Origin of the sequence: Xanthomonas protegens (genome assembly GCF_038442435.1) — a bacterium.
Lineage (GTDB): Bacteria > Pseudomonadota > Gammaproteobacteria > Xanthomonadales > Xanthomonadaceae > Xanthomonas_A > Xanthomonas_A sontii.
Map to the genome: position 1 here is coordinate 31,364 of NZ_JAQJCQ010000003.1, position 23,536 is coordinate 54,899.

Below are 23,536 nucleotides of genomic sequence, written 5' to 3' on the forward strand. Positions count from 1 at the left end.
CTGCTGCGGCTCAGGCCTCGGCGGCCAGCGCCTGGCCGACCTTGCTGCCGGTCGGCCGGCCCAGTTTCTGTGCCAGCCAGCGGCCGGTCGCGGCCAGCGCGGGCAGGTCGATGCCGGTCTCCACCCCATTGCCGTGCAGCAGGTAGACCACGTCCTCGCTGGCCACGTTGCCGCTGGCACCCTTGGCATACGGGCAGCCGCCGGCGCCGGACACCGCGGCATCGACCACGCGCACGCCTTCTTCCAGGCAGGCGGCGATGTTGGCCAGGGCCTGGCCGTAGGTGTCGTGGAAGTGCACCGCCAGCGCCGCCATCGGCACCGCCGCGGCGACCGCGCGCAGCATCGCCCGCGCCTTGCCCGGCGTGCCCACGCCGATGGTGTCGCCCAGCGAGATCTCGTAGCAGCCCATCGCATGCAGCCGCTGCGCTACCCGCACCACGTCGGCCAGGGGGACGTCGCCCTGGTAGGGACAGCCGAGCACGGTGGACACGTAGCCACGCACCTTGACCCCATCCGCCGCCGCGCGCTCCAGCACCGGCGCGAAGCGCGCCAGCGATTCGTCGATGCCGGCATTGGTATTGGTGCGGTTGAAGGTCTCCGAGGCGGCGGTGAACACGGCCACCTCGCGCACGCCGACCGCGGCCGCGCGCTCGTAGCCCTGCAGGTTCGGCACCAGTACCGGATAGTCCACGCCCGGCACCTGCGCGATGCCGGCGTAGACCTCGGCCGCATCGGCCAGCTGCGGGACCCATTTCGGGCTGACGAAGCTGGTCGCCTCGATGCTGCGCAGGCCGGTGCGCCCCAGTCGCGCGATCAGCTCGATCTTGTCTTCCGTGGCGACCCAGGCCTTCTCGTTCTGCAGGCCGTCGCGCGGGCCGACTTCGACGATGCGCACGCGGTCGCTCATTCGCGGGATTCCTGCGCTGTTGGCCGGGCGCTGCGCACGAAGCGGGAAGCAAAGAGGGTCATGGGATTCCTGATGAAGAGAGGCGGTGAAACAGCCGCAGGCAGGGTCGGCGCCAGGTGCGCCGGGGCAGCGCGGATCAGCCCGCTGCTGGGCGGTGGCAGACCGCTTCGATGTTGTGGCCGTCCGGATCCAGCAGGAAGGCGCCGTAGTAGTCGGGGTGATAGTGCGGGCGCAGGCCCGGTGCGCCGTGCTCGCGGCCGCCGGCGGCCAGGCCGGCACGATGGAACGCGTCCACCTGCGCGCGGCTGGCGGCGACGAAGGCCACGTGCACGCCATTGTCGCCGGCGTCGCGGCCGCCGTCGGCGATCCAGAAGCTGGGCTTGCCGTCGCGACCGAAACCGACATGGCGCTGGCCGCCGCTTTCCTCGGCGCTCACCTGCATCACCACGTCCAGCTCCAGCGCGGCCAGGGCGGCACGGTAGAAGGTCAGGCTGCGGTCGAGGTCGCTGCAGCGCAGGCCGAGATGGTCGATCGGGTTCATGGGCTGGCCCTCCAGGCCGGTTCGCGTTTCTCCAGAAACGCATTCAGCCCTTCCTGGCCTTCGGCCGAGACCCGCAACTGCGCGATCAGGGCGGCGTTGGCCTGGTCCAGCGCATCGCGCTCGCCGCCGGCGGCGACCCGCCGCACCAGCGCCTTGGCGCCGGCGGCGGCCAGCGGCCCGGCCTGGCAGAGCAGGGCGACCTGGCGTTGCACCGCCGCGTCCAGCGCCTCCGGCGCCACCGCCTGGTGGACCAGGCCGATCTGCGCCGCGGTGGCGGCGTCGAAGGTTTCCGCACTGGCGAACCAGCGCCGCGCCTGGCGCGCGCCGATCGCCGCGATCACGTATGGCGAGATCACCGCCGGCAGCAGGCCCAGCCGGCTTTCGCTGAGCGCGAAGCGCGCATCGGTGGCGGCCACGGCGATATCGCAGCAGGCGACCAGGCCCACCGCGCCGCCGAACGCGGCACCCTGCACCCGCGCCACCGTGGGCTTGGGCAGTTCGTCCAGCAGGCGCATCAGCCGCGCCAGGGCCAGCGCATCGTCCAGGTTCTCCTGTTCGCCGGCGCCGGCCATCGAGCGCATCCACTGCAGGTCGGCGCCGGCCGAGAACGCCGCGCCCGCACCGGCCAGGACCAGCACCTGCACCTGCGGATCGGCGCCGATCTGCAGCAGGGCGTCGCTGAGCTGGGCGATCAGCGCGGCGTCGAAGGCGTTGCGGACCTCGGGTCGGTTCAACTGCAGGGTCAGGACCTTGCCGGATCGTTGCAACAACAGGGCATCGCTCATCGAACACGCTCGTACAAAGGGGAAACGGCAGCCATACGGCGATCATAGCCGGCCGTGCCCGCGCCGCCATGACGCGCCGCGGCGATGCTACAATTGATAACCATTCTTATCGACGGAACGTGCTGTGACGTTGTCCGACATGCCGTTGCGCAGCAGCGCCCTCGTGGAATCCGTGCACGACCGCCAGGCCAACGACGCCATTGCGCGGCGTCTGCGCGAGCTGGGCTTCGTCGCCGGCGAACAGGTGCAGGTGCTGGCCAGCGGGCCGATCGGTGGCGAACCGCTGCTGGTGCAGGTGGGCTATACGCGCTTCGCGCTGCGGCGCAGCGAGGCGGCGCGGGTGCAGGTGAGCGCACTGGACGAGGTGCGCTCGTGAGCGCGGTGGCCGCACCGCTGCGCCTGGCCCTGGTCGGCAACCCGAACTGCGGCAAGACCGCGCTGTTCAACCAGTTGACCGGCAGCAAGCAGAAGGTCGCGAACTACGCCGGCGTCACCGTCGAGCGCAAGGAGGGCCGCTTCCGCGCGCCGTCCGGGCGCGAGTTCGCGGTGCTGGATCTGCCAGGCGCCTACAGCCTGCAGCCGGCCAGCCTGGACGAGGCGATCACCCGCGACCTGTGCCGCGGCTTCTACCCGGGCGAGCCGGCGCCGGACGTGCTGGTCTGCGTGGTCGACGCCACCAACCTGCGCCTGCACCTGCGCTTCGCGCTGGAACTGCGCGAGCTGGGCAAGCCGATGCTGGTGGCCTTGAACATGGTCGACGCGGCGCAGCGCCGCGGCATCCAGATCGACCGCCAGGCGCTGGAACAGGCGCTGGGCGTGCCGGTGATCGAAACCGTGGCGGTGCGCCGCAACGGCGCCCGCGCTCTGGTCGAGCGGCTGGATGCGCTGGCGCCGGCATTGCCGCCGGCGGTGGCGCCGAGCGAGGGGCAGGGCGACTACCACCAGCAGGTGCGCGCGATCCTGGCGGCGGCGGTGTCGATGCCGACCCGCACCTCGCGCGTCGACGACGCACTGGACCGTTGGTTGCTGCACCCGGTTGCCGGCCTGCTGACCCTGGTGCTGGTGATGTTCCTGATCTTCCAGGCGGTTTTCGCCTGGGCGCAGCCTGTGATGGACCTGATCGACGGTGGGACCAAGGCGCTGGGCGCCTGGGTCGGCGGAACCCTGCCGGAGGGACCGTTGAGCAGCCTGCTGGTGGACGGCATCATCGCCGGCCTCGGCGGGGTGGTGGTGTTCCTGCCGCAGATCCTGATCCTGTTCGCCTTCATCCTGGCGTTGGAGGAATCCGGCTATCTGCCGCGCGCGGCCTTCCTGCTCGACCGCATGATGGCCGCCGCCGGTCTGTCCGGGCGCTCGTTCATCCCGCTGCTGTCCAGCTTCGCCTGCGCCGTGCCTGGGATCATGTCCACGCGCAGCATCCAGGACCCGCGCGACCGCCTGGCGACCATCCTGGTGGCGCCGCTGATGACCTGTTCGGCGCGCCTGCCGGTGTATACCTTGCTGATCGCCGCGTTTGTGCCGCAGAAGCAGGTGTGGGGCGTGCTCAATCAGCAGGGCCTGGTGTTGTTCGGCCTGTACGTGGCGGCGATCGTCAGTGGGTTGGCGGTGTCGTGGACGATGAAGAAGTGGCGCCGCGACAAGGGCGAGCATCCGCTGCTGCTGGAGCTGCCGTCCTACCGCGTGCCGCACCTGCGCGATCTGGCGCTGGGGCTGTGGGAGCGCGCGGCGATCTTCCTCAAGCGCGTCGGCGGCATCATCCTGGCGCTGACCATCCTGCTGTGGTTCCTGCTGAACTTTCCGGCGCCGCCGGCCGATGCCACCCTGCCGGCGATCGACTACAGCTTCGCCGGCCGCATCGGCCACGCCATGACCACGGTGTTTTCGCCGCTGGGCTTCAACTGGCAGATCTGCATCGCGCTGATCCCCGGCCTGGCCGCGCGCGAAGTGGCGGTGTCGTCGCTGGCGACGGTGTACGCGCTGTCGGCGGCCGACGACGATGCCGCCGCGCAGGCGCTGTCGCCGCTGATCCACGACGGCTGGTCGCTGGCCACCGCGCTGTCGCTGCTGGTCTGGTACATCTACGCGCCGATGTGCATTTCCACCCTGGCCACGATCAAGCGCGAGACCAACTCGTGGAAGCAGATGAGCTTCGCCGCGTTCTACCTGTTCGCGCTGGCGTATCTGGCCTCGCTGGTCACCTACCAGGTCGCGGTGGCGCTGGGAGCCGGCTGAGATGAGCGCCTCGCTGCTGCTGCAGTACCTGGTGATCGCGCTGGCGGTGCTGGTCAGTGCCTGGGTGGTGCTGAAGAAGCAGTTCCCCGGCACCGCGCGCAAGCTGTGCAGCGGCATCGCCGTGCGCCTGCTCAAACCGGGCCGCGCGGCGTGGCTGCAGGCCCTCGGTCGCCGTATCGCGCCTGCGCCTACCGCGGGCGCGGGCGCCTGCGGCGGTTGCGACAGCTGCGGGCCGACGCCGCCGCGGCGGCACTGAGCCGCGGCGCCCGTTGCCGGCCGGCGCACCGCTTGTGCGCCGCACATGCGCGCCGCGATGGCGGCGACTATCCTATGCCGATGACCAGCCCATTCCAGTTCTCCCGCCGTGCGCAGGCGCTGACCAGTTCGGCGATCCGCGAAATCCTCAAGGTCACCGAACGCCCGGAAGTGATCTCCTTCGCCGGCGGCCTGCCGTCGCCGGATACCTTCCCGGTCGAGCGCATGCGCGAGGCCTGCGACAAGGTGCTGCGCGACGCACCGCAGGCGGCACTGCAGTACGGCCCGACCGAAGGCTATCTGTTGCTGCGCGAATGGGTCGCGGCGCGGCTGAGTCGCGACGGCGCCCACATCCGTCCCAGCCAGGTGCTGATCACCACTGGTTCGCAGCAGGGCCTGGACCTGCTCGGCAAGGTGTTCATCGACGAAGGCAGCAAGGTGTTGGTGGAAACGCCCAGCTATCTCGGCGCGCTGCAGGCGTTCTCGCTGTTCCAGCCGGCGTTCGCGGCGATGCAGTCGGACGACGACGGCGTGGTGGTGGACGCGCTGGACGATGCGCAACTGGCCGGCGCGCGCTTCATGTACGTGCTGCCGAACTTCCAGAATCCGACCGGGCGGCGCCTGCCGCTGCACCGGCGCCAGGCGCTGGTGGCGCGTGCGGCCGCGGCCGGCGTGCCCATCGTCGAGGACGATCCCTACGGCGAGCTGTGCTACAGCGGCGACACGCTGCCGAGCCTGCTGTCGATGAACCCGGACGGCGCCATCTACATGGGCTCGTTCTCGAAGGTGTTCGCGCCCGGCCTTCGCCTGGGCTACCTGGTCGCGCCGGAGGCGGTGCACGCCAAGCTGGTGCAGGCCAAGCAGGCGGCGGATCTGCACACGCCCTCGTTCAGTCAGCGCATCGTCTACGAGGCGGTGCAGGACGGTTTCCTGGATGCGCATATCCCCGGCATCCGCGCGCTGTACGCCAGCCGTTGCGAGCAGATGCTGGCCGCCCTGGCCAAGTATTTCCCGGCGCAGGTGCGCTGGAACCGCCCGGCCGGCGGCATGTTCATCTGGGTCGAACTGCCGGAGGGCATGGACGGCGGCGCGCTGCTGAGCAAGGCGATCGAGCGCAACGTGGCCTTCGTGCCGGGCGCGCCGTTCTTCGCGGTCGCGCCGCAGCGCAATACGCTGCGGCTGTCGTTCGTGACCGTGCCGGCCGAGCGCATCGAGACCGGCGTGCGCATCCTCGGTGCGCTGCTGCAGGACGAGGTCGCCGCGCACCGACGCGCGACGGCCTGAGTCCGTGTGTCGCGTCCGTCGATGACGTCGTCCGATTCCACCGTCGGGTCCTGGACCATCGACGCAGTCCTGGTCGGCCGCGCGCAGGCGTTCACCCGCCCAGGCAGCCGCAGCGCGATCGACAAGCGGCCGCAGGCCGGGCGGCTGCGCATCGGCCTGGAGGGGCTGGAACTGGACGAGCAGGGCGACCGCCGTGTGCATGGCGGCCCCGACAAGGCCTTGCACCATTATCCGCGCGACCATTACCCGGCCTGGCGCGAGGAATTGGGCGCGCATGCCTTGCTGGACGCGCCCGGTGCGTTCGGCGAGAACCTCAGCAGTAGCGGCGTGACCGAAGCCGACCTGTGCCTGGGCGACAGGCTGCGCCTGGGCACGGCCGTGGTCGAGGTGTCGCAGTCGCGGCAGCCGTGCTGGAAGCTGTCCGATCGGTTCGGCGTGGCCGCGCTGGCGCGGCGCGTGCAGGACAGCGGCCGCACCGGCTGGTACTACCGCGTGCTGCAGCCCGGCGAGGTCGCCGCCGGCGACAGTCTGGTGTTGCTGGAGCGTCCGTATCCGCAATGGTCGCTGGCACGCCTGGTCGGCCTGCTGTACCGGCGCGAGATCGACCCGGCGCAACTGCAGGAGGTGCTGGCGCTGCCGCTGGTGCCGAACTGGCGCACCCTGTTCGAGCGGCGCCTGGCGCAGCGTGCGGTGGAGGATTGGGACAAGCGCTTGCTGGGGCAGGCGGTAGCCGAGTAGGGCGGTTGATCGATCCGGCGAGTGTGCTCCCCTCTTGGCGGGAGCGGTGGCGTCGACAGGTGCATGCCCGATTGGGTGGGTGCAATGCGTCGGGGCTGAAGCCCCTCCTACAATGCCTGCTCAGCGACGTCGTTGATCCTCCGTAGGAGCGGCTTCAGCCGCGACGAACAAGGCCTCGTTGTATCCAAAGCAGGGTGCCGCCCGCATCGAACATGCTCCGTGCAAAGCGAGGCGGGTGCAGCGTCGGTCGCGCAACGGCAGCAGGGCGCCGCGCGAGATCGGGCGGTACGGCGTCGGGGCTGAAGCCCCTCCCACAGGGGTGCCCGATCGGCTGCGATGTCTCTTGCTATCGGCGCCAAGTGCCAAGTGCCAAGTGCTAGGTTCCAGGTGCTGAGTGCCTCGCCCGCCAACCTTTCGGTCGCTTCAAGGGCCGTCATGCCCTTGTGGGAGCGGCTCCAGCCGCGACGCGTGAAGCATCGCCACGTCCGGAGCGGCGCACTGGTGGCGCGTCGGGCGCTTGCGTCTCTCACGCACCCGCCCCCTGTCGCACCCGCGCGCAAACCGCTAGCCTTGTGTCGATGACGACTTCTCCGCTGCGTGTGTTGATCCATGGTGCGTCCGGCCGGATGGGCCAGGCGTTGTTGCGGCTGGCCGCGCAGGACCCGGCGCTGCAGGTGGTGGCCGCGGTGGTGCGGCGCGCGCCGGCGCAGCGGGTGATCGACGGCGTGCCGTACTTCGCCGCCGCCGAGTTGGGCGGGGTGCCGGCCTTCGACGTGGCGATCGATTTCAGCCTGCCGCAGGGCTTCGACCCGGTGCTGGCCCTGTGCACCGCACGCGGTGCGGCGCTGGTGTCCGGCACCACGGGGCTGGAGGACGCGCAGCGGCAGGCGCTGGCCGCTGCCGCCGAGCGCATTCCGCTGATCTGGGCCTCGAACTTCAGCCTGGGGGTGGCGGTGCTGCACGATCTGGTCGAGCGCGCCGCCGCGGCGCTGCCGGGCTGGGACTGCGACATCGTCGAATCCCACCACGTGCACAAGCAGGACGCACCCTCCGGCACTGCGCTGACCCTGGGCGACGCGGCCGCGCACGGCGGCGCTACTCCGCGCTACGCCAGCCTGCGTGCCGGCGACATCGTCGGCGAGCATCTGGTGCAGTTCGCCGGACTCGGCGAGCGGGTCGAACTGGTGCACCGCGCCAGCAACCGCGACATCTTCGCCCGCGGCGCGCTGCATGCGGCCGCGCGCCTGCCGGGGCGTGCGCCCGGGGCCTACCGGCTGCGCGACCTGCTCGGCTGAACGCGGTTTTCACATAAACGGCTGGCGCGGACCGCCCCGCGCCGGTACAATTCTCGCTCGCCTGTTACCCATCGCCACGGACCCGGAGAAGCGCCGAGTTCGCGGTTTCTTGCAGCCTGCAAGTTGGTGGGGCAGGGTTCCTCTCTCCCCAAGGCGAACCCCGTGACTCAACCCGCAATCCTTGTCCTTGAAGACGGCACCGTGTTCGAGGGCGAATCCGTAGGCGCTGCCGGCCTGTCCGTCGGCGAAGTGGTGTTCAACACCGCCATGACCGGCTACCAGGAGATCCTCACCGATCCCTCCTACGCCCGCCAACTGGTCACGCTGACGTATCCGCATATCGGCAACACCGGCTGCACCGACCAGGACGACGAGGCCGCCCAGGTCTGGTCGGCCGGCCTGATCGTGCGCGACGTGCCGCGCCGCCCCAGCAACTGGCGTAACCAGGTGGCGCTGCCGGACTGGCTGATCCAGCGCGGCGTGGTCGCCATCGCCGGCATCGACACCCGCAAGCTGACCCGCATCCTGCGCGAGAAGGGCTCGCAGAACGGCGCGCTGATGGCCGGCGAGGTCAATGTGGACACCGCGCTGGAAGCGGCGCGCAAGTTCCCGGGGCTGAAGGGCATGGACCTGGCCAAGGTGGTCTCCACCGACACCGCCTATCCCTGGCGCGATGGCCAGCTCGACCTGGACAGCAACGTCTTCGTCACGGCCGAGCCCAAGTTCAAGGTCGTCGCCTACGACTACGGGGTCAAGCACAACATCCTGCGCATGCTCGCCGAGCGCGGCTGCGAGGTGACCGTGGTGCCGGCGCAGACGCCGGTCGCCGAGGTGCTGGCGATGAACCCGCACGGCGTGTTCCTGTCCAACGGCCCCGGCGACCCGGCGCCGTGCGACTACGCGATCGCCGCGATCAAGGAACTGCTGGCGCGCAAGATCCCGACCTTCGGCATCTGCCTGGGCCACCAGCTGCTGGCGCTGGCCGCCGGCGCGCAGACCCTGAAGATGGGCCACGGCCACCACGGCGCCAACCATCCGGTGCAGGACCTGGACAGCGGCCGGGTGATGATCACCTCGCAGAACCACGGCTTCGCGGTGGACGAGGCGACCTTGCCGGCCAACGTGCGCGTCACCCATCGCTCGCTGTTCGACGGCAGCAACCAGGGCATCGCGCTCACCGACGCACCGGCCTTCAGCTTCCAGGGGCACCCGGAAGCTTCGCCGGGTCCGCGCGACGTGGCGCCGCTGTTCGATCAGTTCGTGTCACTGATGCGGGACCCGGGACCCGGGACCCGGGGATCGGAAAAGGCCGCGTAATGGCGGTCTCCCATTTCCGGGATCTCGAAGTCTGGCAACTGTCCATGCAGCTCGCCGAAGCAGTCTATTCGTTCACAGCGTCATTGCCGCACGTCGAGCGTTACGGATTGACTTCGCAGTTGCAGCGTTCCGCGGTATCGATTCCTTCAAACATCGCTGAAGGCAACGCACGCGGCGCCACACGGGACTATGCGCGTTTTGTAGCGATCGCAACAGGATCGTGCGCCGAGCTACAAACGCAGTTGCTGCTGGTCGAGCGGCTTGGGATGGGCGAACACGAAGAACTTAGCGTTGTGCTGCAGCTCTGCGAGCGCGTCAGCCAAATGCTTTCCAGATTGCAACAATCATTGCAGCGTCGGCTTGAATCCGGGTCCCGGGCCCCGGGTCCCGGGTCCCGCATTTCCGAGAACGTCGAGGATTACTGAACCATGCCACGTCGCACCGACCTCCAAACCATCCTCATCATCGGCGCCGGCCCGATCGTCATCGGCCAGGCCTGCGAGTTCGACTACTCCGGCGCGCAGGCGTGCAAGGCGCTGCGCGACGAGGGCTACCGCGTGGTGCTGGTCAACAGCAACCCGGCCACGATCATGACCGACCCGAACATGGCCGACGCCGTGTACATCGAGCCGATCAACTGGCAGACGGTCGAGAAGATCATCGCCAAGGAAAAGCCCGACGCGCTGCTGCCGACCATGGGCGGGCAGACCGCGCTGAACTGCGCGCTGGACCTGGCCGACCACGGCGTGCTGGAGAAGTACGGCGTCGAGCTGATCGGCGCCAAGCGCGAGGCCATCCGCATGGCCGAGGACCGCGAGCTGTTCCGCGTGGCGATGGGCGAGATCGGCCTGGAGTGCCCGAAGGCGGCGGTGGCGCACACGCTGGAGGAGGCGCTGGAGATCCAGGCCACGGTCGGCTACCCGACCATCATCCGCCCCAGCTTCACCCTGGGCGGCAGCGGCGGCGGCATCGCCTACAACCGCGAAGAACTGATCGAGATCGTCGGCCGCGGCCTGGAACTGTCGCCGACCAGCGAAGTGCTGGTCGAGGAGTCGGTGCTGGGCTGGAAGGAGTTCGAGATGGAAGTGGTCCGCGACACCGCGGACAACTGCATCATCGTCTGCTCGATCGAGAACCTCGACCCGATGGGCGTGCACACCGGCGACTCGATCACCGTGGCCCCGGCGCAGACCCTCACCGACAAGGAATACCAGCGCCTGCGCGACGCCTCCATCGCCGTGCTGCGCAAGATCGGCGTGGACACCGGCGGCTCCAACGTGCAGTTCGGCATCAACGCGCAGACCGGCCGCGTGGTGGTGATCGAGATGAACCCGCGCGTGTCGCGCTCCTCGGCGCTGGCCTCCAAGGCCACCGGCTTCCCGATCGCCAAGGTCGCGGCCAAGCTGGCGGTGGGCTACACCTTGGACGAACTCAAGAACGAGATCACCGGCGGGCTGACCCCGGCCTCGTTCGAGCCGTCGATCGACTACGTGGTCACCAAGATCCCGCGCTTCGCCTTCGAGAAGTTCCCGCAGGCCGACGCGCGCCTGACCACGCAGATGAAGTCGGTGGGCGAGGTGATGGCGATGGGCCGCACCTTCTCCGAATCGCTGCAGAAGGCGCTGCGCGGTCTGGAGACCGGCAAGATCGGGCTGGATCCGACCGGCCTGGACCTGAGCAGCGAAGACGACCTGGCCACGCTCAAGCGCGAGCTGAAGGCGCCCGGTCCGGAGCGGCTGTTCTATGTCGCCGATGCGTTCCGCGCCGGCATGAGCGTGGAGCAGGTGCACGCGCTGTCGTTCATCGACCCCTGGTTCCTCGACCAGATGGAAGACCTGATCGCGCAGGAAGCGCAACTGGCCGCCGACGGCCTCGGTGCGCTGGACGCCAAGCGCCTACGCACGCTCAAGCGCGCCGGTTTCTCCGATGCGCGCCTGGCCGAACTGTGCGGCACCAACGAGGCCGCGGTGCGCGCGCTGCGCCGCGCGCACAAGGTGCGCCCGGTATACAAGCGCGTGGACTCGTGCGCGGCGGAGTTCGCCACCAGCACCGCCTACCTGTACTCGACCTACGAGGACGAGTGCGAGGCCGCGCCGAGCGACCGCGACAAGATCATGATCCTGGGCGGCGGCCCCAACCGCATCGGCCAGGGCATCGAGTTCGACTACTGCTGCGTGCACGCGGCGCTGGCGCTGCGCGAGGACGGCTACGAGACCATCATGGTCAACTGCAATCCGGAGACCGTGTCCACCGACTACGACACCTCCGATCGCCTGTACTTCGAGCCGCTGACCCTGGAAGACGTGCTGGAGATCGTCGAGCTGGAGCAGCCCAAGGGCGTGATCGTGCAGTACGGCGGGCAGACCCCGCTGAAGCTGGCGCGCGCGCTGGAGGCCAACGGCGTGCCGGTGATCGGCACCTCGCCGGATTCCATCGACCTGGCCGAGGACCGCGAGCGCTTCCAGCAACTGGTCGACAAGCTCGGCCTGAAGCAGCCGCCGAACCGCATCGCCCGCAACGCCGACGAGGCGCTGGTGCTGGCGCGCGAGATCGGCTATCCGCTGGTGGTGCGCCCGAGCTACGTGCTCGGCGGCCGCGCCATGGAAATCGTCTACGGCGAATCCGACCTGGCGCGCTACGTGCGCGACGCGGTCAAGGTCTCCAACGATTCGCCGGTGCTGCTGGACCGCTTCCTCGACAACGCGGTGGAAGTGGACGTGGACATCATTGCCGACCAGGACGGGCAGGTGCTGATCGGCGGCGTCATGGAGCACATCGAGGAAGCCGGCGTGCATTCGGGCGATTCGTCCTGCTCGCTGCCGCCGTACTCGCTGTCGCCGGCGACCCAGACCGAGTTGCGCCGCCAGGTGGTCGAGCTGGCCAAGGCGCTGAACGTGGTCGGGCTGATGAACACCCAGTTCGCGGTGCAGGTGAACGACGCCGGCGACGACATCGTCTACCTGCTCGAAGTGAACCCGCGCGCCTCGCGTACCGTGCCGTTCGTGTCCAAGGCGATCGGCGTGCCGCTGGCCAAGATCGCCGCACGCTGCATGGCCGGCAAGACCCTGGCCGAGCAGGGCGCGCTGAAGGAGATCGTGCCCGACTACTACTCGGTGAAGGAGGCGATCTTCCCGTTCGCCAAGTTCCAGGGCGTCGATCCGATTCTCGGCCCGGAGATGCGTTCCACCGGTGAGGTGATGGGCGTGGGCCGCAGCTTCGGCGCGGCGTTCGCGCGTGCGCAGGAAGCCGGCGGCATCAAGGCGCCGCCGCTGGGCAAGGCCTTCGTGTCGGTGCGCGATCCGGACAAGCAGCGCGTGCTGCCGGTGGCGCAGGCGCTGGTCGAGCGCGGCTACACCCTGGTCGCCACCCGCGGTACCTGCGCCTGGCTGCAGCAGCACGGCCTGCAGTGCGAGCAGGTGAACAAGGTCGCCGAGGGTCGCCCGCATATCGTCGATCTGATCAAGAACGGCGAAATCGTGTATATCGTCAACACCACCGAGGGCCGGGCGGCGATCTCCGACTCGTTCTCGATCCGCCGCGAAGCCCTGCAGCATCGCGTCACCTATTCGACCACGGTCGCCGGCGCGCGTGCGCTGGTGCATTCATTGGAATTCCGCGGCACCGGTCCGGTCTGGGCGCTGCAGGAACTGCACAAGGAGCTGGAAGCGTGAGAGCCCCGATCACCATGCAAGGCGCGCAGCGGTTGCGCGAGGAACTGGATCACCTGAAGTCGGTCAAGCGTCCCGAGGTCATCACCGCGATCGCCGAGGCGCGCGCACACGGCGACCTCAAGGAGAACGCCGAGTACCACGCCGCGCGCGAGCAGCAGGGTTTCATCGAAGGCCGCATCAAGCAGCTGGAGAGCGAGCTGTCGCACGCCGAGGTCATCGACGTCAGCAAGCTGGCGGTCGGCAGCAAGGTGGTGTTCGGCGCCACCGTGACCCTGGCCGATGTGGAGACCGACGAAGAGAAGCGCTACCAGCTGGTCGGCGACCTCGAAGCGGACATCAAGCTGGGCCTGATCGCGATCTCTTCCCCGCTGGCGCGTGCGCTGATCGGCAAGATGGAAGGCGACAGCGTCAGCATCGACGCCCCGGCCGGACGCCGCGAGTACGAGATCGTCAGCGTCGCCTACGTCGGCTGATCCGATGGCGGTCGCCACCTTGCTGTTGCCGGAGCGGGTCCGCCTGGCCGGCGCCGTGCTGGCCGGCGAGGTGGCGCGCGCGTTCGGCCGCGCCGACCGCACGCAGGCCGCGCCCGGCGGCGAGGCGCAGTTGCGCCGCCATTTCGTGCTGGCGGAAGCATCGCTGCCGGCCGCGGCGCTGACCCGCCAACTGGACGCCGGCGATGCCGGCGACGGCCTGTGGCTGCGCGCCGATCCCGCCTACGTGGTGCCGGACATGCAGGGCGCGCGGTTGATGGCGCATGGCGACATGCTGCCGCTCGACGCGGTGGACCTGGACGCGCTGTTGCCGGCGGTGCAGGGCGTGTTCGCCGAGAGCGGGCTGACCCTGGACGCGCCCGATCCCACGCGCTGGTATCTGCGGCTGCCGGCCGACAGCGTGCTGCCGGTATTCGCGGCGCCGGCGCAGGTGCTCGGGGCGGACCTGTTCGATCATCTGCCGCAGGGCGAGGACGCGCGCCGCTGGCGTGCCCTGCTGACCGAAGTGCAGATCGTGCTGCACCAGCATCCCTGGAACCGCGAACGCGTCGCCCGCGGCCAGCCGGCGATCAACTCGCTGTGGTTCTGGGGCGGCGGCCGCTTGCCGGCCACGGTCGGCACTGCGCATGCGCAGGTGCGCAGCCGCGATCCGCTGTTGCGCGCGTTGGCCCAGGCCGCCGGCGTCGCCGATGCGCAGGCGCCGCGGGTTGACGCGCTGGTCGACCTGCGGCAGTTGCGCGCGCCCGAGCAGTTCGTCGGCGAGGTGGTGCAGCCGCTGCTGCACGCGCTGCGCGATGGCGAGCTGCAGCAACTGCAGCTGGATTTCGAGGACGGCACCTGTTTCCGTATCGCCCCTGCGCAACGCTGGCGCCTGTGGCGGCGGCCGCTGTCGCGCCTGGACGCATGAGCTCCATCGCGCGCATCGTGCGGCGGCCCGCGGCGGCTGCGGCCGGCCCGTGGCATGAGGCGACGTTACCGTTGCTGCGGCGTATCTACGCCGCGCGCGGCGCGCACGACAGCGGCCTGGCGCAGCCCAAGCTGGCGCAACTGCTGCTGCCGGATGCGCTGAGCGGTATCGACGCCGCCGTGGCCTTGCTCGCCCAGGCGATCGCCGCGGGCAAGCGCATCCTGGTGGTCGGCGATTTCGATTGCGACGGCGCCACCGCCTGCGCGGTGGCGGTGCGTGGATTGCGCCTGCTCGGTGCCGCGCAGGTGCTGCACGCGGTGCCCAACCGCATGGTCCATGGCTACGGGCTGTCGCCGGCGCTGGTGGCGGAACTGGCGCCGTTGCAGCCGGACCTGCTGGTCACGGTGGACCACGGCATCGCCTGTCATGCCGGCGTCGCCGCGGCCAAGGCGCTGGGCTGGCAGGTGCTGGTCACCGACCACCACCTGCCGGGTCCGGCGCTGCCGCCGGCCGATGCCATCGTCGATCCGAACCTGGCCGGCGACGCCTTCCCGAGCAAGATGCTGGCCGGCGTCGGGGTGATCTTCTACGTGCTGCTGGCCTTGCGCCGGCACCTGCGTGTGCGCGGCACGTTCGCGGCGGCGCCGCCGCCGGACCTGAGCGTGCTGCTCGACCTGGTCGCGGTCGGCACCGTCGCCGACCTGGTGCCGCTGGACCCGAACAACCGTGCGCTGGTCTCGGCCGGCCTGCGCCGTCTGCAACGCGGCGAGGGCTGCATCGGCCTGCGCGCCTTGATCGAAGCCAGCGGCCGCGACCCGGCGCGGCTCAGCGCCAGCGACATCGGCTTCGCGCTGGCGCCGCGGCTCAATGCCGCCGGCCGGCTCGAGGACATGGCCCTGGGCATCGAGTTGCTGCTGTGCGAGGACCCGCAACAGGCGCGCACGATCGCCGCGACGCTGGAGGAGATCAACGCCGAGCGCCGTGCCGTGCAGCAGCAGATGACCGACGAGGCCGAGGCGGTGGTGGCGCAGGCGCTGCTGGCCGCGCCCGAGCAGCCGCCGGTGGCGGTGTGCCTGTTCGATGCGCAGTGGCATCCCGGCGTGATCGGCCTGGTCGCGTCGAAGATGAAGGACCGCCTGCATCGGCCGGTGATCGCCTTCGCCCCGGCCGAGCCGGGCAGCACCCAGTTGCGCGGCTCGGCGCGTTCGATTCCCGGCTTCCACATCCGCGACGCGATGGCGGCGGTGGAGGCGCAGCGGCCGGGCCTGATGGAGAAGTTCGGCGGCCACGCCATGGCCGCGGGCCTGAGCCTGCCGCAGGGCGCGCTGGCCGAGTTCGAAGAGGTGTTCCGCGCGCATGCGCTGGCCAGCCTGGACGCGGAACTGCTGCAGGCCGAGCTGCTCAGCGACGGCGCGCTGGACCCGCACGAGCTCGACCATCGCCATGCCGAGGCGCTGCGCCGGGGTGGGCCATGGGGGCAGGGGTTTCCCGAGCCGCTGTTCGATGGCGAATTCGAGGTGCTGCAGTGGCGCGTGCTGAAGGAGCGCCACCTCAAGCTGAGCCTGCGTTGCCCCGGTCGTGCCGAACCCTTGAACGCGATCCATTTCAACGGCTGGCACGGTCGCGAACCGGGCCGCCGTGTGCACATCGCCTATCGGTTGGTCACCGACGACTACCGCGGCGGCGATGCGGTGCAACTGGTGGTGGAGCACTGTCTGCCGTTGGATGGCTGAGCAGTTGGCGGTCTGACACTACGCTTGGTGCCGCACCCTCACCCCAACCCCTCTCCCGGAGGGAGAGGGGCTTCGCTTTCCCTTCTCCCCCGGGAGAAGGTGGCCCGCAGGGCCGGATGAGGGTAGGGCGCAGCCTCGCGTCGTCTGTTGCATCGCGCCTTGCGCCGCACCCTCACCCCAACCCCTCTCCCGTAGGCAGAGAGGCTTCGCGTTCCCTTCTCCCACCGGGAGAAGGTGGCCCGCAGGGCCGGATGAGGGTAGGGCGCAGCCTCGCGTCGTCTGTTGCATCGCGCCTGTGCCGGACCCTCACCCCAAACCCCTCTCCCGGAGGGAGAGGGGCTTCGCTTTCCCTTCTCCCCTCGGGAGAAGGTGCCCCGCAGGGGCGGATGAGGGTACGGGCGCAGCCTCGCATCGCCAAAGCGCCGCGCCTTGCGCCGCACCCTCACCCCAACCCCTCTCCCGGTGGGAGGGGCTTGCGCGTCGCCTGAGCCTGGACGCACACAAGCAACCCCATCGCGTCACAGCGGACGTTCAAGCCATACCGTCCCAGCAAGGAGCGATCCATGCCGTCCACCATGCGCAGCAACGTGTGCGTGTTGTTGCTTTCGTTGTCGTTACTCGCCGCGGTGCCGGCAGGGGCGCAGTCCGCGCCGCAGCGGCAATTGGTCGCGCCGTTGCTGCACACCGACGCTGGCGAACGTCCGGTCGAGCTGCGCTCGGCGACCGTGCGTGCGCATGCCGCCGCAGGCCTGGCCGAAACCACGGTGGAGCTGGAGTTCTTCAATCCCAACGCACGCGTGCTGGAGGGGCAGCTGACGTTCCCGCTGCGCGAGGGGCAGCAACTCAGCGGTTTCGCCCTGGACGTCGACGGGCAGATGCGCGACGCGGTGCCGGTGCCCAAGGCGCGCGGGCGCCAGGTGTTCGAAGCGGTCGAGCGGCGCGGCGTGGATCCGGGCTTGCTCGAGCAGACCGCCGGCAACCAGTTCCGGCTGCGCGTCTACCCGCTGCCGGCGCATGGCAGCCGCCATGTGCGCCTGGTCTATCGCGAATCGCTACAGCGCACCGCCGCCGGCTGGCAGTGGCGCTTGCCGCTGACGTATGCGGTCGGCGCGCGGTCGCTGCAGGTAGCGCTAAGTAGCCAGGCCGCGCCTGATGAACGCGCGGCGACCCCCAGCATGCGGCTGCTGCCGACGGCGGACGGCGGCTACGCCGCGTCCTGGTCCGGCAGCCCGGCGCAGTTGCCGCCGGAGCTGGTGCTGTCGCTGCGCGCGAGCGCCACGCCGCGCGTGGCGACCGGCCTCCACGATGGCCAGCGCTACTTCCAGGCGCTGGTGCCGATCGCCGACCTGCACGGCCCGCGCCCGCTGCCGCAGCGTATCGGCCTGCTCTGGGATGCGTCCGGTTCGGCACGGCAGCGCGACATTCCGGCCGAACTCGCCTTGCTGCAGCGCTATTTCGCTGCGGTCGGCACCGCCCAGGTCGATCTGATCGTGCTGCGCGACCGTGCCGCGGCGCCGCGCAGGTTCCAGGTGCGCAACGGCGACTGGAGCGCCTTGAAGGCGGCGTTGCAGGCCGAGCAGCCCGACGGCGCCAGTGCGCTGGGCGCCTGGCAACCGGCGGCGCAGGTGCAGGAGTATCTGCTGTTCAGCGATGGCCTGGGCAACTACGGCGCGCAGACCATGCCGACGCTGGCGCCGGGACAGCGCCTGTATGCGATCGACTCGGCCGGCGTGCACGCCGATGCCGCGCATCTGGCGGCGATCGCGGAAGCGCGCGGCGGACGCGCGATCGCGTTGCAGGGCCTGCCGGGCGTGCAGCTCGCCAGCGAGCGGCTGTTGCAGCGTGGCGGCGAACTGGTCGCGCTGGACGGCAGCCAGGTCGCCGATCTGGTCGCCGATTCGCGCGACGCCGACGATGGTTACCTGCGCATCGCCGGGCGCCTGCTCGGCGCGGATGCAACGCTGCACCTGGAGATCGCCACCGCCGCTAGCACCCGACGCCTGCGCCTGCCGTTGCGCGAGGCGCAGGACGTTCCAGGCGACCTGGTGCCGGGCGCATGGGCGCGGGCCATGCTGCGCAGTCTGTCCGCCGATCCGCAGGAATCGGCCGCGCGCCGCCAGGCGCTGGCGACGCGCTTCGGGCTGGTCAGCGCCGACACCTCGTTGCTGGTGCTGGAGAACGCCGACGACTACGCCCGCTATGGCATCCCGGCACCCCCGGCGCTGCGTGCGGCGGTGGCGGGTGCGCAGGTGCGGCAGCAGAAGCTGCAGGACGACACGCGCAAGCGACGCATCGACGCGATCGCCGACGCGTTCGCGCAGCGTGTCGCCTGGTGGCAGCGGCGCTTTCCCAAGGACGCGCCGCCAGTGGCGATCGCCGCCGCTGACACTGCCGAGCAGCGCATGCAGGCCCCGTCGGGCCCGCAACGGTCCATGGCCCTCGCAGCGCCTGCGCCGATGCCTGCTGCCTCGTCTGCACTCGCGCCACTGGAGCTGGACATCGTCGGCGGTTCGTCCGGCGCGCCCAGCGAGGCGGCCGCGTCGGCGACTGCGCGCGAGCGTGTGGCGGCTCCGGCCACGATCTCCCTGGCCGTGCAGCCCTGGCAGCCGGATTCGCCGTATGCGCGGCGCCTGCGTACGGCCGCGGCGGACGCGGTGTATCCGTTGTATCTGAGCGAACGCGCGGCGCACGCCGACAGCGTGGCGTTCTACCTGGATGTGGCCGATGTGCTGTTCGAGCGCGGCCAGCGCGACCTGGCCCTGCGGGTGCTGTCCAACCTGGCCGAGCTGCAACTGGAAAATCGCCACGTGCTGCGCGTGCTCGGCTACCGGCTGCTGCAGGCCGGTCGCGCCGACCTGGCGGTGCCGGTGTTCGAGCAGGTGCTGCGGCTGGGCGAGGAGGAGCCGCAGAGTTTCCGCGACCTGGGCCTGGCCTATGCCGCGCGCGGCGACGCGCAGGCGGCGATCGCGCAGCTGTACCAGGTGGTGGTGCGCGACTGGGACACGCGCTTCGACGGGGTGAGCATGATCGCGCTCAACGAACTGAACGCGATCGTGGCGCGGGCGCCGCGGCCGCTGGACACCGGCTTCGTCGATCCACGGCTGCTGCGCAACCTGCCGCTGGACCTGCGCGTGGTGCTGAACTGGGACAGCGACAACAGCGACATGGACCTGTGGGTGACCGACCCCAATGGCGAGCGCTGCTACTACGGCAATCGCGCGACCTACCAGGGCGGCCAGCTGTCGCCGGACTTCACCGGCGGCTACGGGCCGGAGGAGTTCTCGCTGCGCAGCGCCAAACCCGGCAAGTACAAGGTGGAAGCGAACTTCTTCGGCGAGCGCCAGCCGCTGGTCACCGGTGCCACCACCTTGCACCTGCAACTGAGCACGGGCTGGGGCACGGCCGCGCAGCGCGACCAGCAGGTGACGCTGCGCCTGACCGAGCGCAAGGAGACGGTGCTGGTCGGCGAGTTCGACGTGCGCTGATCCGCCCATGGCGCGCCGGCGCGGTCATGCCGGCGCGCTACACTTCGACCATGTCCGATCCGTCCGGCGCCAGCGCCTATTCCCGTTTCCAGCCCTGGCGCCGCAGCTTCGAAATCGGCTTCTGGGTCGCGCTCACCCTGATAAACGCCATTGCCAACAGCGCCACGGTGCTGATCGACATCCGCAACACCGGGCTGCATTTCGCCGCATGGGAGCCGGTGGTCTGGGAGTGGTCCAGCCAACTGATGTTCCTGCTGATCGTGCCGTTGGTGGTGCTGCTGACCCGGCGCTACCCGCTGCACTGGGACACCTGGCGGCGCCGGCTGCCGGGCTACCTGCTGGGCAGCGTCGCGTTGTCGGTGCTGCACGTGGTGGGGATGGTCGCCCTGCGCAGCCTGGTCTACCGCCTGCAGGGCCAGCAGTACGACTTCGGTCCTTGGCCGCAGGGCCTGGCCTACGAATATCTCAAGGACGTGCGCAGCCTGGCTTCGATCGCGCTGTGCGTGCAGATGTACCGGTTCCTGTTGCGGCGCTGGCAGGGCGAGGCGGCGCTGCTCGGCGCGCCCGACGCCGGCCCGCCGGTGGGCTCGCTGGAACGGCCGGAGCGCTTCCTGGTGCGCAAGCTGGGCCGCGACTTCCTGGTCGCCGCGGCCGACATCGAGTGGCTGCAGGCCGCCGGCAACTACGTCAACCTGCGCGTGCGCGGCCACGACTACCCGCTGCGCAGCACCATGGCCGCGATCGAGGCGCGGCTGGACCCGGCGCGGTTCGTGCGCATCCACCGCAGCTACATCGTCAACCTGGCCAGCGTGGTCTCGATCGAGCCGTTGGAGGCGGGCGAGGCGCGGGTGCACCTGCGCGACGGCAGCCAGGTGCCGTGCAGCCGACGCTATCGCGCCGCGCTGCGCGTGGCGGCCGGGGAGGGCGAGGCGGCGACCATCGAGTAGGCCGGCGGCGCTGTGGCGCGGCGGCCGGAATTGCTAGAATCGCGCTCTTGTCTGCCGGAAACGCCGCAATGATCGAACTCAATCCGATTCGCCACCGCATCGCCGATCTGTCCGATCGGGTGCTGTCGCTACGGGGGTTTCTTTGACTACGACGCCAAGAAGGAGCGTCTAGAGGAAGTCACCCGGGAGCTGGAAAGCCCCGACGTCTGGAACGACCCCGAGCGCGCCCAGGGCCTGGGCCGTGAACGCGCAAGCCTGGAGAAGACCGTCGGCGGCATCGCCAGCGTGCTCGATGGCCTGAACGAATCCCTGGAATTCCTGGAACTGGCCGAGAGCGAGAACGACGAGGCCACCGCGCAGGCGGTGCTGGCCGACGTCGACCGCTTCCAGGCGCAGGTGGAGAAGCTGGAATTCCAGCGCATGTTCTCCGGGCAGATGGACGCCAGCAACGCCTTCGTCGACATCCAGGCCGGCGCCGGCGGCACCGAGGCCCAGGACTGGGCCGAGATCCTGCTGCGCATGTACCTGCGCTGGTGCGAGTCGCGCGGCTGGAAGACCGAGCTGATGGAAGTCTCCGGCGGCGAAGTGGCGGGGATCAAGTCCGCCACGCTGCGCGTGGAAGGCGACTTCGCCTACGGCTGGCTGAAGACCGAGACCGGCGTGCACCGGCTGGTGCGCAAGTCGCCGTTCGACTCGGACAACCGCCGCCATACCAGCTTCACCTCGGTGTTCGTGTCGCCGGAAGTGGACGACAACATCGACATCGACATCAATCCGGCCGATCTGAAGACCGACGTGTACCGGTCCTCCGGCGCGGGCGGCCAGCACGTCAACAAGACCGAGTCGGCGGTGCGCATCACCCACGTGCCCACCGGCATCGTGGTGGCCTGCCAGACCGGGCGCAGCCAGCACCAGAACCGCGACAACGCGATGAAGATGCTCGCCGCCAAGCTCTACGAGCTGGAGATCCAGAAGCGCAACGCCGAGCGCGATGCGGTGGAGGCGACCAAGTCCGACATCGGCTGGGGCAGCCAGATCCGCAACTACGTGCTCGACCAGAGCCGGATCAAGGACCTGCGCACCGGCGTGGAGCGCTCGGACACCCAGAAGGTGCTCGACGGCGACCTGGACGAGTTCGTCGAGGCCAGCCTCAAGTCCGGCCTGGAAGCCGGCGCGAAACGCAGCGACGCCTGAACCGGCGGCCTCCGTCCTGGCGACGGAGGCCGTGCGGCGGCACACGGCCCGCCGACTGGTGCATTCTTTCCCTTCCTCACGCATCCCCCATCCCATGACCGAGCAGACCCCCGCGCCGTCCCTTCCCGTCGACGAGAACAGCCTCATCGCCGAACGGCGCGCCAAACTCGCCGCGCTGCGCGCGCAGGGCGTGGCCTATCCGAACGATTTCCGCCGCAGCGACTTCGCCGGCGATCTGCAGGCCGAGTTCGCCGACACCGAGCGCTGGACCGCCGAAGCGCTGGAGGCCCAGGGCCGCAGCCTGCGCCTGGCCGGGCGCCTGCTGGCCAAGCGGGTGATGGGCAAGGCCAGCTTCGTGCAGCTGCAGGACGAGTCCGGGCGCATCCAGCTGTTCCTGCAGGCCAACGCCTTGGGCGAGGCCTACGACGCCTTCAAGGGCTGGGACATCGGCGACATCATCGGCGTGGAAGGCGGGCTGACCCGCACCAAGACCGGCGAGCTGTCGGTCAAGGCCACCGGCCTGCGGCTGCTGACCAAGGCGCTGCGGCCGCTGCCGGACAAGTGGCACGGCCTGTCCGACGTGGAGCAGCGCTACCGCCAGCGCTACGTCGACCTGATCGTGTCGCCGGAGGCGCGCGAGGTGTTCGTCAAGCGCTCCAAGATCATCCGCGCCATGCGCGCCTGGCTGGACGCGCGCCGCTTCCTGGAAGTGGAGACGCCGATGATGCATTACATCCCCGGCGGCGCCACGGCCAAGCCGTTCACCACCCACCACAACGCCCTGGACCTGGACCTGTACCTGCGGGTGGCCCCGGAGCTGTACCTGAAGCGCCTGGTGGTCGGCGGCCTGGAACGGGTCTACGAAATCAACCGCAATTTCCGCAACGAAGGCGTCAGCACCCGGCACAATCCGGAATTCACCATGATGGAGCTGTACGAGGCCTACGCCACGTACCACGAGGTGATGGACCTGACCGAGAACGTCATCCGCGACGTCGCCCGCGAGGTGCTGGGCACCACCCAGGTCCACTGGGACGGCGCCGACATCGACCTGGCGCCGGCGTTCCGCCGCTGGCGCATGGACGAGGCGGTGCGCCACCACAACCCGGAGATCAGCGCCGCCGACTGCACCGACCGCGAGGCCCTGCTGCGCCATTGCGAGCGGCTGAAGATCCGCACCAAGCCGTCCTATGGCTGGGGCAAGCTGCTGCTGGAGATCTTCGAGGCCACGGTCGAGCACACCCTGATCCAGCCGACCTTCATCACCGACCACCCGGTCGAGGTGTCGCCGCTGGCCCGTTCCAGCGACACCGAGCCGGGCTATACCGACCGCTTCGAACTGTTCATCAACGGCAAGGAAATCGCCAACGGCTTCTCCGAACTCAACGACCCGGAAGACCAGGCGGCGCGGTTCCAGGCACAGGTGGCGGCGAAGGACGGGGGGGACGACGAGGCCATGCACTTCGACGCCGACTACATCCGGGCGCTGGAAGTCGGGCTGCCGCCGACCGGCGGCCTGGGCATCGGCATCGACCGACTGGTAATGTTGCTTACCGGCAGCAGCTCGATCCGTGACGTGCTGCTGTTTCCGTACATGCGTCCGGAGGCTTAACCTAGCCGCGGACGAGGTGGCGCGGTTCTTGCACCAGGCGTTGCACGCAAAAGGAAGTGAGGTGGACGGGCCGGGGTGAGTCAGCGCTGGCGCGTTCCCGTTGTCGTCTCAGCAGCCCGCGCAGATGCGACGGGCGGAGGAT

At 70.0% G+C, this 23,536-nt stretch carries 19 protein-coding genes; 16 read left to right on the top strand and 3 right to left on the bottom strand.

Going from position 1 to position 23,536, the window contains the following annotated elements; genetic code table 11:
- Positions 1 to 10: 10 nt before the first annotated feature.
- From PIQ37_RS05150 to PIQ37_RS05160, 3 genes are all read right to left on the bottom strand, one after another.
- Positions 11 to 907: a hydroxymethylglutaryl-CoA lyase gene (locus PIQ37_RS05150; protein ID WP_342072644.1), complete on the bottom strand. Its 897-nt coding sequence runs from the start codon at positions 905 to 907 to the stop codon at positions 11 to 13.
- Between the two features lie 136 nt (positions 908 to 1,043).
- Positions 1,044 to 1,448 (bottom strand): VOC family protein, encoded by a 405-nt coding sequence (locus tag PIQ37_RS05155; RefSeq protein ID WP_342072645.1) that lies wholly within the window; start codon positions 1,446 to 1,448, stop codon positions 1,044 to 1,046.
- A complete protein-coding gene (locus tag PIQ37_RS05160) occupies positions 1,445 to 2,233 on the bottom strand; it encodes an enoyl-CoA hydratase-related protein (protein ID WP_342072646.1) in 789 nt (262 codons plus the stop codon). The genes PIQ37_RS05155 and PIQ37_RS05160 overlap by 4 nt, the downstream gene beginning before the upstream one ends.
- Before the next feature lie 124 nt (positions 2,234 to 2,357).
- On the opposite strand from PIQ37_RS05160, the gene PIQ37_RS05165 reads away from it, so the two are divergent.
- From PIQ37_RS05165 to lysS, 16 genes are all read left to right on the top strand, one after another.
- Positions 2,358 to 2,609, top strand: a complete 252-nt coding sequence (locus PIQ37_RS05165; protein ID WP_026144392.1) for a FeoA family protein — start codon at positions 2,358 to 2,360, stop codon at positions 2,607 to 2,609.
- Positions 2,606 to 4,465, top strand: a complete 1,860-nt coding sequence (gene feoB, locus PIQ37_RS05170) for a ferrous iron transport protein B (RefSeq protein ID WP_342072647.1) — start codon at positions 2,606 to 2,608, stop codon at positions 4,463 to 4,465. Before PIQ37_RS05165 ends, feoB begins: the two co-directional genes overlap by 4 nt.
- Position 4,466: 1 nt before the next feature.
- Positions 4,467 to 4,721, top strand: coding sequence for a DUF6587 family protein (locus tag PIQ37_RS05175; RefSeq protein WP_342072648.1), 255 nt, complete (start codon positions 4,467 to 4,469; stop codon positions 4,719 to 4,721).
- Between the two features lie 74 nt (positions 4,722 to 4,795).
- Positions 4,796 to 6,004, top strand: coding sequence for an aminotransferase-like domain-containing protein (locus PIQ37_RS05180; protein WP_267124316.1), 1,209 nt, complete (start codon positions 4,796 to 4,798; stop codon positions 6,002 to 6,004).
- 21 nt (positions 6,005 to 6,025) lie between these two features.
- Positions 6,026 to 6,742, top strand: a complete 717-nt coding sequence (locus PIQ37_RS05185) for an MOSC domain-containing protein (RefSeq protein ID WP_342072649.1) — start codon at positions 6,026 to 6,028, stop codon at positions 6,740 to 6,742.
- 578 nt (positions 6,743 to 7,320) lie between these two features.
- On the top strand, positions 7,321 to 8,037 hold the full coding sequence (gene dapB / locus PIQ37_RS05190; RefSeq protein WP_081613344.1) for a 4-hydroxy-tetrahydrodipicolinate reductase: 717 nt from the start codon (positions 7,321 to 7,323) through the stop codon (positions 8,035 to 8,037).
- Positions 8,038 to 8,199: 162 nt separating this feature from the next.
- The gene (gene carA / locus PIQ37_RS05195) at positions 8,200 to 9,354 is read left to right on the top strand and encodes a glutamine-hydrolyzing carbamoyl-phosphate synthase small subunit (RefSeq protein WP_342072650.1); all 1,155 of its coding nucleotides are present in this window, start codon (positions 8,200 to 8,202) and stop codon (positions 9,352 to 9,354) included.
- Complete coding sequence (locus PIQ37_RS05200) at positions 9,354 to 9,779, top strand: four helix bundle protein (protein ID WP_342072651.1); 426 nt, start codon at positions 9,354 to 9,356, stop codon at positions 9,777 to 9,779. The genes carA and PIQ37_RS05200 overlap by 1 nt, the downstream gene beginning before the upstream one ends.
- A 3-nt stretch (positions 9,780 to 9,782) precedes the next feature.
- Entirely contained in the window at positions 9,783 to 13,025 is a 3,243-nt protein-coding gene (gene carB, locus PIQ37_RS05205; protein ID WP_342072652.1) for a carbamoyl-phosphate synthase large subunit, read from the top strand.
- 8 nt (positions 13,026 to 13,033) lie between these two features.
- A complete protein-coding gene (greA, locus tag PIQ37_RS05210; protein WP_026143501.1) occupies positions 13,034 to 13,498 on the top strand; it encodes a transcription elongation factor GreA in 465 nt (154 codons plus the stop codon).
- Positions 13,499 to 13,502: 4 nt separating this feature from the next.
- Positions 13,503 to 14,423: a phosphoglycerate mutase gene (locus PIQ37_RS05215; RefSeq protein ID WP_342072653.1), complete on the top strand. Its 921-nt coding sequence runs from the start codon at positions 13,503 to 13,505 to the stop codon at positions 14,421 to 14,423.
- A complete protein-coding gene (gene recJ, locus PIQ37_RS05220; protein ID WP_342072654.1) occupies positions 14,420 to 16,156 on the top strand; it encodes a single-stranded-DNA-specific exonuclease RecJ in 1,737 nt (578 codons plus the stop codon). Before PIQ37_RS05215 ends, recJ begins: the two co-directional genes overlap by 4 nt.
- A 563-nt stretch (positions 16,157 to 16,719) precedes the next feature.
- Entirely contained in the window at positions 16,720 to 19,641 is a 2,922-nt protein-coding gene (locus tag PIQ37_RS05225) for a VIT domain-containing protein (protein WP_342072655.1), read from the top strand.
- A 50-nt stretch (positions 19,642 to 19,691) separates the two neighbouring features.
- Positions 19,692 to 20,588 (top strand): LytTR family DNA-binding domain-containing protein, encoded by an 897-nt coding sequence (locus PIQ37_RS05230; RefSeq protein ID WP_342072656.1) that lies wholly within the window; start codon positions 19,692 to 19,694, stop codon positions 20,586 to 20,588.
- Between the two features lie 68 nt (positions 20,589 to 20,656).
- Positions 20,657 to 21,782, top strand: a protein-coding gene (gene prfB, locus PIQ37_RS05235; protein ID WP_100224025.1) for a peptide chain release factor 2 whose coding sequence is annotated in 2 segments (ribosomal slippage) — positions 20,657 to 20,731 and positions 20,733 to 21,782 — 1,125 coding nt in all. Because the reading frame shifts where the segments join, the coding sequence is not laid out codon by codon here.
- Positions 21,783 to 21,876: 94 nt separating this feature from the next.
- Positions 21,877 to 23,394 (top strand): lysine--tRNA ligase, encoded by a 1,518-nt coding sequence (lysS, locus tag PIQ37_RS05240; RefSeq protein ID WP_017917554.1) that lies wholly within the window; start codon positions 21,877 to 21,879, stop codon positions 23,392 to 23,394.
- Positions 23,395 to 23,536 lie beyond the last annotated feature (142 nt).